The sequence below is a fragment of the Nonomuraea sp. NPDC049141 genome (assembly GCF_040648415.1).
Classification (GTDB): Bacteria; Actinomycetota; Actinomycetes; order Streptosporangiales; family Streptosporangiaceae; genus Nonomuraea.
In genome coordinates, this window is the sequence record NZ_JBEZDR010000003.1 from 375,828 (window position 1) to 392,833 (window position 17,006).

Genomic DNA, 17,006 nt, shown 5'->3' on the forward strand with positions numbered 1-17,006 from the left:
GTCAGACCGCCTTCCTGTAGTCACGTACGACCGAGCCGAGGTCGGACAGCGAGTCGAGCGAGATGGCCGGCGCCCGGAGTCGGCGCGCCAGCCTGACGGCCAGGCCGAGCCGGACCGGGCCGCTCTCGCAGTCGACGACCACGCTCGCCGTACCGCCGAGCAGGGCCGCGGCCCTGTCCACGTCTCCGCCCGAGGTGGCGCGGCCGTCGGTCACCACCACCAGCAGCGGGCGCCGCGCGGGGTCGCGCAACCGCTCGACCCGCAGCACCTCCGCGGCGCGTACCAGCCCGGCCGCCAGCGGGGTGCGGCCCCCGGTGGGCAGTGAGCGGAGCCTGGCGGCGCCCGCCTCGACCGACGAGGTCGGCGGCAGCGCCAGCTCGGCGGTGGCGCCCCTGAAGGTGACCAGGCCGATCTTGTCCCGCCGCTGGTAGGTGTCGAGCAGCAGGCTCAGCACGGCGGTCTTGACCGCGGTCATCCGCTTGCGGGCGGCCATCGAGCCGCTCGCGTCCACCACGAACAGCACGAGGTTGCCCTCCCTGCCCTCGCGCACGACCTCGCGCAGGTCGCCCTCGCGGAGCAGCAGGCCGGGTCCGGTGCGTCCGCGTTCTTTCTGGTACGGCGCCGCGGCCAGCATGGTCGCCGGCAGGTGGAGGTCGCGGACCCGTCCGGCGGGCGACCGCGAGCCGGTGGCGCGGCCGTGCGACGTCCGTGCCCGCGAGCGCCGCCCCGCCACGCCTTCGCCCAGTCCCGGCACCTTCAACAGCGGCACCCGGTACGGCTCCGCGACCACCGCCACCTGGCCGCCTCCGGGCGTCGCCGCTGAGGACGCCGGATCCTCGGACCCGTCCTGACCCGAGCCCCCGGACGCGCCCCGGCTGGGGCCTCCGGGTCGCTCCTCGGCCGAGCCCGCCGGGTCCTGGAGGTGCGCATCCGCCGGGCCGCCGGGCACGGCGTCTCCGGGCCCGCCGTCCGGGCGGCCAGGGCCGGAGGCCGCAGGATCGCCGGAGGCCGCGCGATCGTCGGCTCCACCGGCACCTCCAGGACTTCCGGCACCACCGGGATCGTCGGGACCCCCAAGATCGCCAGGGCCGTCGGCGCCTCCGGGATCGTCGGAGCCGTCGGGAGGGTCGTCTCCTCCCGTCCGGGCCAGCAGGTCCTCCAGCAGCGACTCGTCCAGACCAGGCGCGTCGAACGGGTCACGCCGCCGCCGGTGCGGCAGCGACAAACGGGCGGCGGCACGTACGTCCTCGGTCGTCACGACGTCTCTGCCCTGCCAGGCGGCGTGCGCGATGGCGGCGTTGGCCGTGACCAGGTCGGCGCGGAGGCCGTCCACCTCGAACGCGGCGCACACCGTGGCGATCTGCGTGAGCCGGACATCGGGCAGCCGCACCCCGGGCACCCTGGCCCTGGCCTGGGCGATCCGTTCGGCCAGGGCAGACTCCTCCGCCGTCCACCGGGCGGCGAAGGCGCCGGGATCGGCGTCGAAGGCCAGGCGCCGCCGTACCACCTCGGCCCGTTCGGCGGGGTCGCGGGACGCCTTCACCTCCACCGTCAGGCCGAAGCGGTCGAGGAGTTGCGGCCGTAGTTCGCCCTCCTCCGGGTTCATGGTGCCGACCAGGAGGAAGCGGGCCGCGTGCCGTACCGACACCGACTCGCGTTCGACGTAGCAGATCCCGAGGGCGGCCGCGTCCAGCAGCAGGTCCACCAGATGGTCGTGGAGCAGGTTCACCTCGTCCACGTAGAGCACGCCGCGGTGCGCGGCGGCCAGCAGGCCGGGCTCGAACGCCTTCACGCCCTCGGTCAGCGCCCGCTCCACGTCGAGCGAGCCGGCCAGGCGGTCCTCGGAGGCGCCGACGGGCAGCTCCACCAGCGAGGCGGGGCGGCGTAGCCACTGCTCGCCCGGCTCGTGCGGCCCGTCGGGGCACTCGTCGCCCGGTGCGGCGGGATCGCAGGCGAAGCGGCAGCCCGCCACGACGTCCACGGGCGGGAGCTGGGCGGCCAGCGCGCGGACGATGGTGGACTTGGCGGTGCCCTTCTCGCCGCGTACGAGCACGCCGCCCACGCGCGGCGAGACGGCGTTGAGCACCAGCGCCAGCTTCAGGTCCGCGAGCCCGACGACGGCGCTGAACGGGTAGGTGACGATCAAAGGGTGGCCTTCCGGTTGACATGCGCGACGCGCCAGCCGCCGCGTGTGCTGGACAGTTCGGTGGTGGACAGCGGCGCCAGGTCGAAGCGGGTGGTGACCAGGGGGTTCAGCCCTAACGCGTGACCGAGGGCGGCCCTGATCACCCCCACGTCGCAGATCACGACGGCGGGGGACCGGCGTTCCGCGTCGAGCCAGGCCGCGACGCGGGCCGCCAGCGCGGCCAGGCTCTCCCCGCCGTGGGGCGTGGCGTGCGGGTCGGCGAGCCAGCTCGCCAGGGCGTCCGGCTCGGCCTCCGCGACCTTCGCGTACGGCAGGCCGCGCCAACTGCCGTGATCGGCCTCCGCGAGAGCCTGGACCACCGACGGCCGCAGTCCCATGGCGGTGGCGGTCTGATCGGCGGCCCTGGCCGGGGCCACCAGCGCGAGACCCGTCCAGGATCTGGCCCTGGCCAGGGCGGCGGCTCTGGCCAGGCTCGACGGGTCGGCGTTCTCGTCCATGGGGAAGCAGGCCGACCGCGTTCCCGGCGTGCCGGCCTGCCGTACGAACAGCACCTCTCTCAGCTCGGTGTGGGCACCGCGACGGGAACCGCGGCCGGGCGGCGGGCCGCTCGATCGCAGGCCCAGCCGAAGAGCACGCCGAAAGCGGTCCAGAAGACCAGTTGCGTACCCAGCGACGCGAGCCTGAACTCCCACAGCAAGGTCGCGGGGAAGTTCGCGGGTACCTCGTTGACCGCGGGCAGCAGCGCCCAGGCGGCGATCACCGGCACCAGGAACGTCACCACCGTGACGAGCCAGCGTGCCCACGGCCCGCCCTGCGTCCGCCGCCCACTCGCCACCGCGATCGCGGTCGAGGCCAGCCCGACCCCGATCATGATCACGTAGAGCAGGGTGCGGCTGTTGATCGTCTCCGGATCGCCGACCGCTGGTGGGTTGGCGGGATATTTCAGGAATGGAAGGAGAATGATGGCCACGAAAGCGGTGGCCGCGGCGGCCAGCGCGAGCCCGCCCTCGGAGCGAGGGCCGACCCGCCCCCGCAACCCCGCGAACACCAGGGCGAACACTCCGCCCACGGCCAGCCCGTACAACCCGGTGGCCAGGAACAGCCCGGCTTTCTGGCCGGGTCTGCTGACCACCGCCTCCTCTCCATGATCGTGACCGGCCGCCTCGGCCGCGGGCGGCTGGGCGGCTTCCTCCAGGGCGATCGCGCTGTCCACACTCGGCTCGCCGAAGGCGAACGCGAAACCACCGGCGATCAGCCCGGCCAGCAGGCCCAGAAGCAGCCCCCTGACCAGCAGGGTGCGCACCACGCCGACCCCTAGTGGCACGGCACGCCGAGCAGGTGCCGCCCGTCGTGCATGAGTTCGTGGAGGTAGTTGCCGGTCTGTGAGATCGCTCCGTTGTCCATCAGGACCAGATAGGCCACCAACAGGAGCAGGGGTACGGCCAGCAGCCATGGGCGCAGGCGGGGGAAGGGAACGGACGTGGGAGTGGTCAGGCCACTCATAGTGCCTCCTCAGGGATGACGCGTCCCAACAAACGAGGTCACGGTGGCCAAGCGACCTGGCTCCCGGGATCTACGTCCCGGATACAGTGGCGCGTCCGCACCGGCTTCTCACCGGATTTCCCTTGGCCAATCGTGAAATCTACCGGAACGTATCCCTTCATCCCGTTCGCGTCAACACGCACACCATGAACGCGCAGCTCACAGAGCTCACACCGGCACGTCCACGCGGGCGACAAGCTTGAGTGCGGTCTTCCGCGACCGGGTCAGCCGTACGGCCAGCGCGGCGAGAGCAGGCACGGGCAGGACCAGGTACACCAGGCCGGCCAGCCCCTGGTCGGCCGCCACACTCGCCACGCCGCGCGGAGCCACCTGCGAGAACCACTCCTGGCCCAGCACCGGCCCGGCCAGCAGGAACAGGCCGACCACCACCTGTACCGCGACGACAGCCGCGAGCACCCACGCGCGATCCCGCCGCGTGATCGGCCGCGGCAGGGGATCGACCCCGGCCAGCAGCCAGCAGCACAGCAGCCCGGTGCCGAAGAACAGCACCTGGGTGAGCAGGTGGACCGCCTGGTTGGCGGCCGACCAGGCCAGCCAGCCGGTGCCGTACAGGACGACGACCGGCAGCACGTAAAGGGCCAGGGCGGCGATCGGATGAGTGAGCCGCGCGGCCAGGCGGCTGCGCAGGAGCGCCGAGGCGAGGTCGCCGTACTGCGATCCGGGGGTGATGGCCCGCGCGGTCAGGGTCAGCGGCGCCCCGAAGGCCAGCAGCAGCGGCCCGATGACGTTGAGCACCGTGTACTGCAGGGCGTGCGCCGACGGCATCGCCCGCGCGTAGCCGCTCACGCCGCCCACGAGCACCGCCGCCAGCACCGCCAGCCCGGCGAACCAGGCGAGCGTACGGCCCACCGGCCACGGGTCGCCGGTACGGGCCAGCCTGCGCACCCCGGCCAGATAACCGGCGGCCGGAAGCGCCAGGGCGAGCAGGACCAGCGGGTTGAGCCGGATCTCGGTGATCAGCGCGCCGATCGAGTATGGCGCCAGGTCGTAGCCCAGCAGGTCGTTGTGGCCGCCGCTGGCGGGTGGCGCGGAGCGCGACAGGCCGGCGGCCAGTCCCGTGGCCGCGGCCATCACCATCAACTCGCCGGTGGCCAGCCGGGTGAAGGTGCCTCGTGTCGTACGTTCGGCGATCGCGGCGATGGTGCGGCGGCGGTGGATCATCCCGAACACGCCCAGGGCGACCAGCGCCGTCACCTTGCCCAGGACGAGCAGACCGTACCGGGTCGTCCACAGTTGCGGCACCGAGTCCATCCGGACCCAGGCGCCGGCCACGCCGGACACCGTCACCGCGACGAAGCAGCACAGGGCCAGCGTGCTGAACCTGGCCACGACGCTCGCGAGCCGGTCCGAATTCCGGAAGTGGACCAGCACGGCCGCCAGCCCGCCGACCCAGACGGCCGCCGCGAGCAGATGCGTCATGAGCGCGGAGACCGCGATGTCGTGATCTCCGGCCGACGCGGCGTGGCCGACGTAGACCGGAGGAAGCAGGCCGAACCCGGCGGTCACCAGCAAGGCGACCCCCGTCCACCGGGGCAGGCCGGCCTCCTTCATCCGGGAGGAGGCGAGCACCACGACCGTGGCCGTGCACGTCACGACGAGCATGGCCTGCGTCTGGGGGAGGGTGGTGCCGAAGTTCAACAGGGTGAAGTCGCCGAGCACCTCGTTCGCCGGCATGCTGAGGATGTTCGACAGCGTCAGCAGGTAGGTCATCAGCGCGCAGACCGCCCAGGCCAGCGCCCACCAGCCGGCCGCGCGTACGCAGGCGTTCGCCTCCGGCGCGTCGCGGGGGGCGAGGACAACTCCGGCGACCAGTGCTCCCACCGTGGCGATGGAGCAAAGGTCCAGCGCCAGTCGCGTCACCGACAGTCCCCAGACGGTCAACGGGCCGGGAGTCGGCAGCCCCTTGATCGGCGGCGGCGGTCCGCCTCCGCCGATCCACAGGGCGACGGCCAGCGCCAGGAGGCCGACCGCGATGGCCAGGCCTCCGTACAAGAGAGCCCGACGCCCGGGTAACAGCACCGCGTCCTCCTTTGTCGGGAGCATCCCTCAGTTGGGCAAGCGTCCCCTATGGACGGTTACGTCCGCGCCCTTATCGAGGTTCGACCCAGATTTATCGCGCGACTCTGCCAACAAGCTCAGCATCATCAGCGGCGACCGCGGCTTTCGCGGCGGCGGCCGGGCCGGGAAGGTCGCGGCTGTAGGCGTAGACCACGGTGGCGGTGGCGATGGCGCCGGTGTTCAACGCGAGGGCCCGGTCGTTGATGTTGGCCACGGTGTCGCAGGCCTTGTGGTAGCACGCGTCATAGGGCTGGCCCGCCGTACCACCGAACAGGGCCGCCTCCCCGGCCGTCTTGATGCCCTCGCCGCCGGTGAACAGGCCGCCGGACGGGATGCCCGCCTCGATGAACGGGCCGTAGTCGGAGCGGCCGTCGAAGTCGGTGCCGCTGTGGCTCTGCCTCAGCGTGTCGAAGTACTTCTCGAAGAGCTTCTCGATCTCGTCCGACCCGGGCGGGCCGGCCGGAGCGCCCGTGGCGTCCGAGTCGTCGCCGTCATAGATGTTGAAGACGTAGTTCGGTGAGGCGATCATGTCGTAGTTGAGGTACAGCTTGATCTTGTTCCGGGCGGCGGCGCTCAGGCTGCGCACGTAGAACGTCGAGCCGAGCAGGCCCAGCTCTTCGGCGCTCCACCAGGCGAAGCGGAGCTTGTTCCTGGTGGGGACCTTGCCGAGCGCCTCGGCGACGGCCAGGAGCGCGGCGCTGCCCGAGCCGTTGTCGTTGATGCCCGGTCCGGCCGGCACGGAGTCCAGATGCGCTCCGGACATGACGACCTTCTTCGACTCGCCCCACGTGGACTCGGCGAGCACGTTGTCGGTGGTGCGGAGTTCGCTGATCGTGTCGGTCCTGAGGTGGACCACCGTGCCCGCGGGGGACGACAGTTCCTCGCCGACCGCGAAGCTCGCGCCGACGACCGGGATGGAGACGGGTGTGCTGAGGTTGCCCTGCGGAGTCGCGGTCCGGCCCGGTTGACCCTCGTTGAAGATGATCGCGGCCACGGCGCCGGCCGCCTGGGCGTTCTGCGCCTTGACCAGGAAGGTGCAGGTGCCGCGCTGCAACAGCGCGATGTTGCCCGGCGTGAACCCGGCGAAGTCGGCGGCCTCGCAGCCGGAGGTGGAGGTGTTCGCTGTCGGGCCGGGCGGCAGGATCAGGTCGACGTTCTGCAGGGTCGCGGTGACTTCACCGGCTCCGGAGTAGTTCATCGTGGCGAAGTCGCCGAGGGGGGAGCCGCCGGGCGGGGTCGGGGCGTACAGCTCGGGGTCGGGGGAGATCTGCTCCATCAGCGCGGTGGACTTCTCCTCGTAGTAGGGGAAGTCGAACGGCTGGATGGTCACCTTGTAGCCGGCCTTCTTGAGCCTGGCGGCCACGTAGTCGCGCGACGCGTCGTGGCCGCCGGTGCCCGCCGCGCGCGTGCCGTGGTTGGCCTCGGCGATGGCCTGCAACGCCCCCAGGTGCTGCTTGACCATCGGGACGGAGACGGAGTCGATCAGCTCCCGCTCGGAGGGGGCGGGGTCGGCGTGGGCGGCGACCGGGGCGAGGGTGAGTGCCGTGACCACGGCGAGGGCACGGTAGACACCGGTACGCATAGGGCTCCTCCAACTGGCATGGGTGTAGTGCGATCCGGACACCATCAGCCGGGAAGAACCTGGCGACCGCCAGGCAGATGATCACGTCATTCTAAGAGCCGACCATCTGAAAAACGGATATCTGCCTACTCAGGCATGTCTTTACCAACAACCAGGACGTCAATGACCGCGTGACGCGGGTGCCACGGTGACGTCCACGCCCTTGCGCCGCAGTCGCTCCACGTGCTCCGCCGGCGTCCGCCAGTCCACGATGACCTGGTCGAAGTCGGTCAGCGGGGCGAGCGCGTGCAGGGCCCGGCGGTCGAACTTCGTGTGGTCGACGATCAGCAGCCGGGTGGCCGCCGAGTCGAACATGGCACGCTTGGTGTCGACCGTCTCCTCGGTCTGGTGGAAGCAGATGTCGTCGGTGATGGCAGAGGTGGACATGATGACGATGTCGGCGCGCACCTGGCGGATCGCCGCGACGGTCATGTGCCCCATGAACGAGTTGGCCCAGGGATGGAAGCGGCCGCCGAGCGCGATGAGCGTGAGGTCCGGTTCGCCGGTGAGGTCCTCGATGACGGGCACGAAGTTCGTGATCACCGTCAGGGGCGCCTTGTCGCGGAGCAGCGGGACGAGGGTCAAGGTGGTGGTGGAGTCGTCGAGGATGACGGAGTGTCCCGGCTCGATCCACGCGCAGGCGGCTCGGGCGAGTGCCGCCTTCTCGGCCTGCTGACGGCCGCGCCGGAACAGGTCGCTGGCCTCGACGAGGCTGGACGGCAGGGCGGTGACCACGCCCCGGCTCTTGCGGACGATCCCCCGGGCGACGAGCGCGTCGAGGTCGCGGTGGGCGGTCATCAGGCTGATCCCGTGCTTCTCCACGAGTGCCTCGATGCGGACCGAGCCATCCGCCATCACGTCCGCGGCGATCGCGCGCTGGCGCGCTCGCTGCCGATCCAGGCGGCCCTCCGCGGGCAGTTCCTTCATCGCACCTCCTGCCGGATCGGGATATCCCGCCTCCGACTATCTCGTATCCAGCCGTCCCGCGGCACCGGCCCGAGCCCCGATGCGCACCAACTCCACGAACTCCGCGACGTCCCACGCGGCGCGGCCGACGAACAGGCCGTCGGTTCCGGGTACGCCGAGCAACGCCGCCGCGTTGAGCCGGTTGACGCTTCCCCCATAGAGAACGGCCGCGACCCCGCTGGGCGCCTCCCCATCGGGCCCGAAGCGGGCCGACAGCATCGCCATGACGGGGGCGATCTCGTGCGGCAGTGCCTCCCGGCCGAGGTCGCCGATCGCCCAGACGGGCTCATAGGCGACGACGACCCGGTGCCGGTCATGCGTGGCGATTCGGGAGAGCCCCCGGCTCACCTGCCCGGCGACCCAGTCGTTCTCCCCTCCGGCGGCGCGTACCCCGGCCGGTTCGCCGACGCACAGCAGTGGCGTGAGACCCGCCGTGACGGCGGCCTCGACCTTGAGCGCCACGGTCTCGTCGGTCTCGCCGAAGCACTCCCTGCGTTCGGAGTGGCCGATCTCGACGAGCGTCGCGCCCGCGTCGGCGATCATCCCCATCGACACCTCGCCGGTGTAGGCCCCGGCGGGTGCCCAATGCGCGTTCTGGGCGCCGATGAGGAGGGGGACGTCGGACGGCAGGCGCTCGCGTACGGCGGCGATGGCGGTGTGCGGCGGGATGACGAAGGCCCGGACCCCGTCGAGCGCGCTCCGGGCGGCGACGAGACCGTCGACGAACGCGCGTGCCTCGGCCAGCGTCTTGTTCATCTTCCAGCTGGTGCCGATCCACGTCATCGGTTCTCCTCGAGCTCGGCCCAGACGGCCGTCATCTTCTTCACGACGCGCTGGTGGCGCCGGTAGTTCTCCTCCTGCCGCGCCACACCGCCGGGAGTTGGCTCGCAGATCACGGGCTCCGTGCCGACCGCCGCGGCGGCCTGCGGCAGGTCGGCGTAGAGGCCGGCCGCGATGCCGGCGAGCATGGCCGAGCCGAGCGCGCCCGCCTCCCGCACGGTGCTCACGCCCACCGGCGCGGCCAAGGTGTCGGCGAACATCCGCACCCACCGCGCGCTGTTGGCGGCCCCGCCGGTGAGCCGGATGTCGGTGACGTCGAACCCGTCCCGCAGCGCGTCGACGTGGTGGCGGTGGTTGAAGACCACCCCTTCCATCACCGCGCGGAGCAGGTGGCCGCGCTCGTGCCACCCGCGCAGTCCGACGAAGGCCGCACTCGCGTCCACCGGGTAGGGGGAGCCGTAGAGGAAGGGGAGGTAGACCAGGTCGCTGGGGGTCGACTCGATCGCGCGGAGATCCTCCTCCACGAAGCCGAACGGCCGGCCGACGGCGCTTCCCGCCCGCATGTCGGTGGCGGCGAGCCGGGTGGCGAACCACTCGAGATTGGCCGCGCTCGACGGGGAGAGCGACATGTTCATCCACTGGCCCGGTACGACGAACGCGCGGGCGTTCCACCGCTCGTCCACCCGGGCCGCGTCGGAGATGACCTCGTTGATGCTGAAAGTGCCCGCGATCATCGCGAGCTGGCCGGGGAGCACCGTACCCATGCCGATGGCCCCGCAGTCGACGTCGTGCGCCCCCGAGGCGACCGGCGTGCCCGGGAGGAGGCCGCACCGCTCCGCCGCCGCGCCGGTGACCTCACCCGCGACCTCATGGGAGGGGATCACCTGCGGCAGCAGTCGGAACAGCTCCTCGACCCCGAAGACGCGCAGCGTCTCGCGGTCGTACTCCTGCGAGTACACGTTGGTGAAGGACAGGCTCGACTCCGTCGGGTCGGTGGAGAAGACGCCGGTGAGTCGCTGTTTGATGACGTCCTTGCCCGGCAGCGCGTAGGCCGTCCGGGCCATGACGTCCGGTTCGTTGCGCAGCAGCCAGGCGAGCACCGAGACCGGTGAGCCCGGCCAGGGCTTCTGCCCGCTGAGCGGGAGGACCGCGGCACAGTGGCCGGTGCGCTCCCAGTCCGCGACCAGGCCCGCCGCGCGGGTGTCGAGGGAGAGGATGCCCGGCCGGGTCGGCCTGCCTCGCTCGTCGACCAGGTAGATCCCGTCCCCGTGGGAGGTGACCGCGACGCCCGCGACCTCCGAGGGCCGGACGCCGGTCGTGTCGACGACCTCCCGGATGACCGAGCAGGTCACCTCCCACAGTTCGTCCTGGTCGCGCTCGACGTGGTGGGGGCGCGGGTAGCTGTGCGGCACCCGCTGCGCGGCCTGGCCGATCTCACGGCCGGTCTCGTCGAAGAGCACGGCCTTGGTGACGGTGGATCCGGCGTCGACGCCGAGGAGGCAGGGTCCCATCTAGACCACGGACCGCGGCTCGAGTTCGCGGAACCTCCGGAGGTAGGCCAGGTAGGTGGCCTTCTGCCGGGCGGTCTCCGCGTCGTCCCAGCCGAGTTCGGCGGCGCAGACGGTGGCCACCGCGTCCATGGCTCCCTGGCCGAGGTCGGGCTCCAGGCCGATCATGGTTCGGCGGGCGAGCACGTCGGCGAGGCTGACGGCCTCCTCTTCCCTGATCGTGAAGACGACCTCGCCGGCCCGCAGCCCGATCGAGGGGACGACGGTCTGGGAGAGGGCATCGGACGAGGCGATCAGGGCGGCGACCCGGCGGGCGCGGGCGCCGTACACGCGCGCCAGCCGGCGTGCCTCGGCGGCCGGGAGCTCACTCTCCCGCTCGAACGCGCGCCCGAACTCTTCTGATCCCTCGGGTGGGCTGCCGGGGAGGTCGAGCCCGCGGGTCCGCGACGCCGTCCTCCTGCTCAGACGGCCGCTCACCTCGTCCACGGCGTGCTCGGCGAGCGTACGGAAGGTGGTCAGCTTGCCGCCGACGATCGAGAGCAGCCCGTCGAGCCCCGGCCTGTGGTCGTGCAGGATGTGCTTGCGCGTGATGTCTCCGGGGTCGCCGCTCGCCGCGAAGGGAAGGGGCCTGACTCCTGTGTAGGTGTACAGGATGCTGTCCTCGCTCAGGTTCGCGGCGGGGAAGAGGCGGTTGGTCTCGGCGAGGATGTAGTCGATCTCCCCCTGGTCGGCCCCGACCGTGCCGGGGTCGCCCTCGAACCGCTCGTCCGTGCTCCCGATGAGGTATCTGCCGAGCCAGGGGATCACCATGAGGGGGCGGCCGTCGCTGAGCGCCTCGTAGTACATCGCGCAGCCGGGCGAGCCGGGGAACGGCTCCACGACAAGATGCGTGCCCTTGGTGCCGCCGATCAGCCGCTCGGGCGCGGGTAGCGAACCGGACAGGACGGAGTCGGCCCACGGCCCCGCCACGTTGACGGTGAAACGCGCCGCCACCTCGTGCACCGTGCCGGTGATCACGTCGCGAACCGACGCCCCGACCACGCGGCCGTGCTCGACCCGCAACCGGGTGGACGCGGCGTAGTTGAGCGTGGTGGCCCCGGCCGCCCGCGCGGCGAGCATGATCTCGACGGAGAGCCGCTCGGCGTACTCCACCTGCGCGTCGTAGTAGACCGCCGAGCCCTGGAGGCCGTCCCGTGACAGGCCGGGCAGCAGGGCCGTGGTCTTCCTGCGCCCGTAGGTGCGGTGGATCGGCAGCGACTTGTCGAAGGAGAGGGCGTCGTAGAGCACCATCCCCGCGCGCAACGCGAAGCGGTGGTGCGCGTTGTTCCGATAGAACGGAAGCGCGAACCGGAGCGGCGCGACGAGGTGTGGCGCGCGGCGCAGCAGCCACTCCCGGTCCCGCAGTGACTCGCGGACGAGTCCCACCTCGAGCTTGTCCAGGTATTTGAGCCCGCCGTGGATCATGCGCGACGACCACGACGACGTGCCGCTTCCCCAGTCTCCCTTGTCGATCACCAGCACCGACAGGCCGCGCTCGGCCGCGTCCCACGCTATGCCCAGCCCGTTCACACCGCCACCGATGACGAGCAGGTCGAACTCGTGCTGAAGGCGCTGGAGGGAGCGGTGTCGGGAGCTGCTCATCACATTCCTGAGGGATCATCTCATGTCTGTATGAGATACGCGGCGTTATTTCTAACATGAAATCGCGAGGACACTATCGCGAGCCGCGTGATAAATCTAGCATGATGTGACCTGAGTCACAGTTTCTAGAGATCCGTTGGCGTACATAACAAAAAAATCTTGATAGATAACGTTATGTTCTGTTACGTTCCCATGAACGCGTGACAGGCACCCCGCATCTCGCCCCCCGTGTCGCCTCTCACCTGTGCGTTCCCGGAAAGGAGTCCCCGAGTCCGATGAGCACCGCAGCCGCCGCCCGCCCGCCTCGCCTGCTCGCGCGCCTCGTCTGGCCTGTCGTGATCGTGGCCGTCCTGGTCGCCATGGCCATGGACACCAGGTTCCTGTCCGGGAAAGAGGTCACCGCGCTCAACCCCGCGGAGTTCAACGCCAAGGACTTCGCCGCCGCCCAGTACCCCAAGATCGTGAGCGCCGTTGAGGCGAAGGCCGTGGACCTCAAGGAGGTCGCCACCGCGGTCGCCGCCGACCCCGAGGCCGCCGGCAAGAAGTACGGCAACATCGCGGGCACCGACAAGTACGCGATCCCGGTGCGCTTCACCGGCAAGATCACCGAAGCCGAAGCGGGTCTTCTCACCGTCGACGTGGCGGGGCTGCCCAAAGGCAGCGTGGTCCGCATCGCGGTGGGCCAGGCCGCCAATGGCACGGCCCTGCGCGACGTCCCCGGCACCCTCAAGTTCAAGGACTTCCAGAACCAGACCGACTATCAGCAGGTCGCCAACGAGCTGAAGACCAGGATGCTCGCGGACGTCGCCGGCAAGGTCGACGTCGCCGCGGCGCGGGGCGCGAAGGCGTCGGTGGTCGCCGTCTACGTCACCAACACCGGCCCGGAGGGCAGTTACCTCGTCACTCCGGTCAAGATCGAGGTGGCGGGCTGATGTTCCGCGAAGCCGCGAGCCCCGACCGGTCCGACGTCGTCCTGCGGGCAGTGGACATCACCAAGCACTACGGCGCGACGCAGGCCCTCAAGGGGGTCAACTTCGAGGTGCACCGGGGCAAGGTCACCGTCCTGTTCGGCGAGAACGGGGCTGGCAAGTCGACGCTGATGAAGATCATCGCCGGCGTCGAATCCCCGACCTCGGGACACCTCGAACTCGATGGGAAGCGGATCGAGCTGAGCTCGCCCAACCAGGCGGTCGAGCAGGGCATCTCGATCATCCATCAGGAGCTCAACCTCTGCCCGAACATGAGCGTGCGCGACAACATCTTCATCGGCCGGGAGCACAGGGGCCTGTTCGGCACGGTGGACTACCGCGGTGAGCGCAAGGTCGTGCAGCGGCTCATGGAGCGGCTCGAGGAGGACATCGACCCCAACACCCTCGTCGCCGACCTCCGCATCGGGCAGCAGCAGATCGTCGAGATCGCCCGCGCCCTGGCGCTCGACGCCCGCATCCTGATCATGGACGAGCCCACCTCCGCGCTCAGCGCCCCGGAGGCCGAGGTCCTCTTCAAGGTCATTAAGGACCTCACCGGCAACGGGGTCGCGATCGTCTACATCTCCCACCACCTGGAGGAGGCGATCGAGATCTCCGATCACGCGGTCGTGTTCCGCGACGGCGAGCTGGTGGCCACCGAGGACGCGGCCAATATCGACCTGTCCTGGGTGGTCGGCAAGATGGTCGGGCGAGCCGCCGAGTACGACTTCCGCGACGCGGAGCGGGACCGCGGTGACGTCGCGCTGAGCATCCGCAACCTCAAGGTCGTCGACGCCACCGGGGAGGGCCGCCTCGCCGTCAACGACGTCTCGCTGGACGTCAGGTACGGCGAGATCGTCTGCCTGTACGGGCTCATGGGCGCCGGCCGGACCGAGCTGGTCGAGGCTCTGGCCGGCCGTGGGGGGATCGCCTCCGGCCGGGTGGAGCTCGGTGGCCGGGACCTCTCCGGCACGTCCATCGCGGAGCGGATCGACCTCGGTATCGGCCTCGTCCCCGAGGACCGGCAGCGTGACGGGCTGGTCCAGTCGATGTCCGTCGGCCAGAACCTGTCCCTGTCGAGCCTGCTGGAGATGACACGATCCTTCGTCGTCTCCAGCTTCATCTCCCGTGGACGCGAGGCCGCCCGGATCCGGGACGGGATCTCCGAGGTCCGGGTGAAGACCGCCGGTCCCGCCGCGCCGATCACGTCGCTGAGCGGTGGGAACCAGCAGAAGGTGGTGATCGGCAAGATGCTGCTCACCGGCCCGAAGGTGCTCCTTCTCGACGAGCCGACCCGCGGCATCGACGTCGGCGCCAAGGGCGAGATCTTCTCCCTGCTCTTCCGCGAGGCGCGCAAGGGCCTCGCGGTCCTCTACGTGACCAGTGAGATCGGCGAGGCGATCACCGCGTCGCATCGCATCGTCGTGATGTCCAAGGGCCGCGTCGTCCGGGAGTTCGACCCGCGCACAGCCTCACGTGAAGAGATCATGGCCGCCTCCGGAGAATCCGAGGTCGGCATCCAGCCGATGGGAACCGCCAGTGAGTGAGTTGAGCCAGGCCGCCGTGAACGCGACGGCGCCGCGCGCCCTCCGCAAGATCAACACCAGGGCCCTGATGATCGAGGGGCGGGCGCTGCTCGCGCTGCTCCTCATCGTGGTCGTCTTCTCGCTGCTGTCGCCCAACTTCCTCAGCGCCGACAACCTCATCGTCATGACCCGGCACGTCGCGATGAACGCGATCCTGGCGATCGGGATGCTCCTGGTGATCCTCAACGGCGGCATCGACCTGTCGGTCGGCTCGATCGTCGGCCTGTCCGGCGTCATCGCCGGCATGCTGCTCGAAGGACTCAAGCTCAACAGCCTCGACCTCTTCGTCTACCCCGCCGTCTGGGTCGTGATCGTCGTCTCCCTCGGCGTCGGGACCCTCGCCGGGTGGGTCAACGGGCTGGTGGTGACCAGGCTCAAGGTCGCGCCGTTCATCGCGACGCTCGGCATGCTGTACGTCGCCCGCGGCGTCGCGCTCCTGATCACGAACGGCACCCCGTTCTCCAAGCTCGGCGGGCAGGCGGGCCTGGGTAACACCGGCTTCCTCACCTTCCTCAAGAGCTCGCCTCTCGGACTGCCCATGCCGGTCTGGGCGATGATCCTGTTCGCCGCGGTGTTCGCGGTGGTGCTCAGCAAGAGCCCGTTCGGCCGCTGGCTCTACGCGACCGGCGGGAACGAGCGCGCGGCCGAGCTGTCCGGCGTCCCGGTCAAAAAGGTGAAGACCCGCATCTACCTCCTGTCCGGGCTGTGCGCGGCGGCCGTCGGCCTGCTCCTGACGGCCGATCTGTCCTCGGCCACCCCGGCGGCAGGCGAGTTCTTCGAGCTCAACGCCATCGCCGCCGTGGTGATCGGCGGCGCCGCGCTCTCGGGCGGCCGCGGCACGATCCGCGGGACCCTCATCGGCGCCTTCGTCATCGGCTTCCTCGTGGACGGCCTCGTCCTCGTCGGGGTCTCCCAGTTCTGGCAGCAGATCATCAAGGGCGCCGTGATCATCATCGCGGTCGCGCTGGACCAGCTCCAGCAGACCCTCCAGAAGCGCCGGTCCGCCAAGGCCGCGCTGTCACCCCCCAAGCCGTCGGAGCGCATGACCGCCCCGGTGTGACCCGACGTACCCCGGACGGCCCGCTGCGCGCCGTCTGCACTACCAGTGTTCGCGAAAGGCTCCACATGTTCCGAAAGATCGCCGCCATGGCAGCGACGGGTGTGATGGCACTCGGCCTCGCCGCCTGCGGCTCCTCAGGCTCCGATTCCGCCTCGAGCTCCGCCAAGAGCGCCGCACCCGCCTCGGCCGCCGCAGCCCAGGGCGGCACCATCGCCGTCATCACGGTGGACCTGGCCAACTCCTACTGGCAGGCGGAGGCGAACACCGCCAAGGCCGAGATCGAGAAGGCCGGCTTCCAGGCCACGGTCAACGCCCACGGGGCCGATCCCGACAAGCAGAACCAGCTGATCGACACCGCCATCAGCAACAAGGTCAAGGCCATCATCCTCGACCCGGCCGGTGCCGACGAGTCCGTGGCCGCCGTCCAGAAGGCGACCGACGCCGGCATCCCGGTGCTGCTGGTGAACGCCGAGATCTCCAAGCAGGGGATCGCCAAGTCGCAGATCATCTCCAACAACGCCCAGGGCGCCACGATCGGAGCCGAGGCCTGGGTGAAGGCGATGGACGGCAAGGGCAAGTACGTCGAGCTGTTCGGCAACCCGACCGACAACAACGCCAAGGTGCGCTCCGACGGTTACGCGGCCGTCATCTCCGCCTACCCCGACCTCAAGAAGGTCGGCCAGGAGACCGCGAACTGGGACCGCGCCCAGGGCAAGGACAAGATGGAGGGCCTCCTGGCCGCCCACCCGGACATCACCGGCGTCATCGCCGGCAACGACGAGATGGCCCTCGGCGCGATCGAGGCCCTCACCGACGCCAAGAAGATCAACAAGGTGAAGGTGCTCGGCTTCGACGGGAACGCCGACGCGGTCGAGGCGGTGCGCTCCGGGACCATGGTGGCCACGGTGCTCCAGCCCATCGTCCAGGGGACGACGAACGCCGTCGCCCAGGCCGTCGAGTACCTCAAGAGCGGCAAGACCGGCGTCGCCGACGAGAAGCAGAGCATCGACTGCGTGCTCATCACCAAGGACAACGTCGACAAGTACCAGGCGCCGTTCGTCATGGACAAGTGAGCGGGGGTAATCCCGGCCGGGGAGCGGGCACCCGCT

The 17,006-nt window shown here is 70.5% G+C and carries 14 protein-coding genes and 1 riboswitch; of the genes, 4 read left to right on the forward strand and 10 right to left on the reverse strand.

Translation table 11 applies throughout. From position 1 onward, the window contains the following. Window position 1: 1 nt before the first annotated feature. The 10 genes from AB0B91_RS10375 to AB0B91_RS10420 all read right to left on the reverse strand — a co-directional run bounded on the left by AB0B91_RS10375 (window position 2) and on the right by AB0B91_RS10420 (window position 12,283). Complete coding sequence (locus tag AB0B91_RS10375) at window positions 2–2,146, reverse strand: magnesium chelatase subunit D family protein (RefSeq protein ID WP_358317988.1); 2,145 nt, start codon at window positions 2,144–2,146, stop codon at window positions 2–4. Beyond that, window positions 2,143–2,697, reverse strand: a complete 555-nt coding sequence (locus AB0B91_RS10380) for a histidine phosphatase family protein (RefSeq protein ID WP_358317989.1) — start codon at window positions 2,695–2,697, stop codon at window positions 2,143–2,145. Before AB0B91_RS10380 ends, AB0B91_RS10375 begins: the two co-directional genes overlap by 4 nt. Window positions 2,698–2,702: 5 nt before the next feature. After that, window positions 2,703–3,452: a CbtA family protein gene (locus tag AB0B91_RS10385; RefSeq protein WP_358317990.1), complete on the reverse strand. Its 750-nt coding sequence runs from the start codon at window positions 3,450–3,452 to the stop codon at window positions 2,703–2,705. An 8-nt stretch (window positions 3,453–3,460) separates the two neighbouring features. Further along, the gene (locus tag AB0B91_RS10390; RefSeq protein ID WP_214640246.1) at window positions 3,461–3,649 is read right to left on the reverse strand and encodes a CbtB domain-containing protein; all 189 of its coding nucleotides are present in this window, start codon (window positions 3,647–3,649) and stop codon (window positions 3,461–3,463) included. Then, window positions 3,650–3,798, reverse strand: a riboswitch (adenosylcobalamin (AdoCbl) riboswitch). Window positions 3,799–3,856: 58 nt separating this feature from the next. Further along, complete coding sequence (locus tag AB0B91_RS10395) at window positions 3,857–5,728, reverse strand: cytochrome c oxidase assembly protein (RefSeq protein ID WP_358317991.1); 1,872 nt, start codon at window positions 5,726–5,728, stop codon at window positions 3,857–3,859. Window positions 5,729–5,819: 91 nt separating this feature from the next. Next, on the reverse strand, window positions 5,820–7,349 hold the full coding sequence (locus AB0B91_RS10400; protein ID WP_358317992.1) for a M28 family peptidase: 1,530 nt from the start codon (window positions 7,347–7,349) through the stop codon (window positions 5,820–5,822). A 159-nt stretch (window positions 7,350–7,508) separates the two neighbouring features. Continuing rightward, on the reverse strand, window positions 7,509–8,315 hold the full coding sequence (locus AB0B91_RS10405) for a DeoR/GlpR family DNA-binding transcription regulator (protein ID WP_358317993.1): 807 nt from the start codon (window positions 8,313–8,315) through the stop codon (window positions 7,509–7,511). Window positions 8,316–8,351: 36 nt separating this feature from the next. Continuing rightward, on the reverse strand, window positions 8,352–9,137 hold the full coding sequence (locus tag AB0B91_RS10410) for a triose-phosphate isomerase (protein ID WP_358317994.1): 786 nt from the start codon (window positions 9,135–9,137) through the stop codon (window positions 8,352–8,354). Next, a complete protein-coding gene (locus AB0B91_RS10415; protein ID WP_358317995.1) occupies window positions 9,134–10,645 on the reverse strand; it encodes an FGGY-family carbohydrate kinase in 1,512 nt (503 codons plus the stop codon). The genes AB0B91_RS10410 and AB0B91_RS10415 overlap by 4 nt, the downstream gene beginning before the upstream one ends. After that, on the reverse strand, window positions 10,646–12,283 hold the full coding sequence (locus tag AB0B91_RS10420; protein ID WP_358317996.1) for a glycerol-3-phosphate dehydrogenase/oxidase: 1,638 nt from the start codon (window positions 12,281–12,283) through the stop codon (window positions 10,646–10,648). A 275-nt stretch (window positions 12,284–12,558) separates the two neighbouring features. Here AB0B91_RS10420 and AB0B91_RS10425 point away from each other — a divergent pair, with 275 nt between their 5' ends. The 4 genes from AB0B91_RS10425 to AB0B91_RS10440 all read left to right on the forward strand — a co-directional run bounded on the left by AB0B91_RS10425 (window position 12,559) and on the right by AB0B91_RS10440 (window position 16,970). Then, window positions 12,559–13,215: a DUF2291 family protein gene (locus tag AB0B91_RS10425; RefSeq protein WP_358317997.1), complete on the forward strand. Its 657-nt coding sequence runs from the start codon at window positions 12,559–12,561 to the stop codon at window positions 13,213–13,215. Beyond that, window positions 13,215–14,798 carry a sugar ABC transporter ATP-binding protein gene (locus tag AB0B91_RS10430; RefSeq protein WP_358317998.1) on the forward strand — a complete coding sequence of 528 codons (1,584 nt, stop codon included), beginning with the start codon at window positions 13,215–13,217 and terminating at the stop codon, window positions 14,796–14,798. The genes AB0B91_RS10425 and AB0B91_RS10430 overlap by 1 nt, the downstream gene beginning before the upstream one ends. Next, entirely contained in the window at window positions 14,791–15,897 is a 1,107-nt protein-coding gene (locus AB0B91_RS10435) for an ABC transporter permease (RefSeq protein WP_358317999.1), read from the forward strand. Before AB0B91_RS10430 ends, AB0B91_RS10435 begins: the two co-directional genes overlap by 8 nt. A 65-nt stretch (window positions 15,898–15,962) precedes the next feature. Beyond that, entirely contained in the window at window positions 15,963–16,970 is a 1,008-nt protein-coding gene (locus AB0B91_RS10440; RefSeq protein ID WP_358318000.1) for a D-ribose ABC transporter substrate-binding protein, read from the forward strand. The last annotated feature ends 36 nt before the right edge of the window (window positions 16,971–17,006 follow it).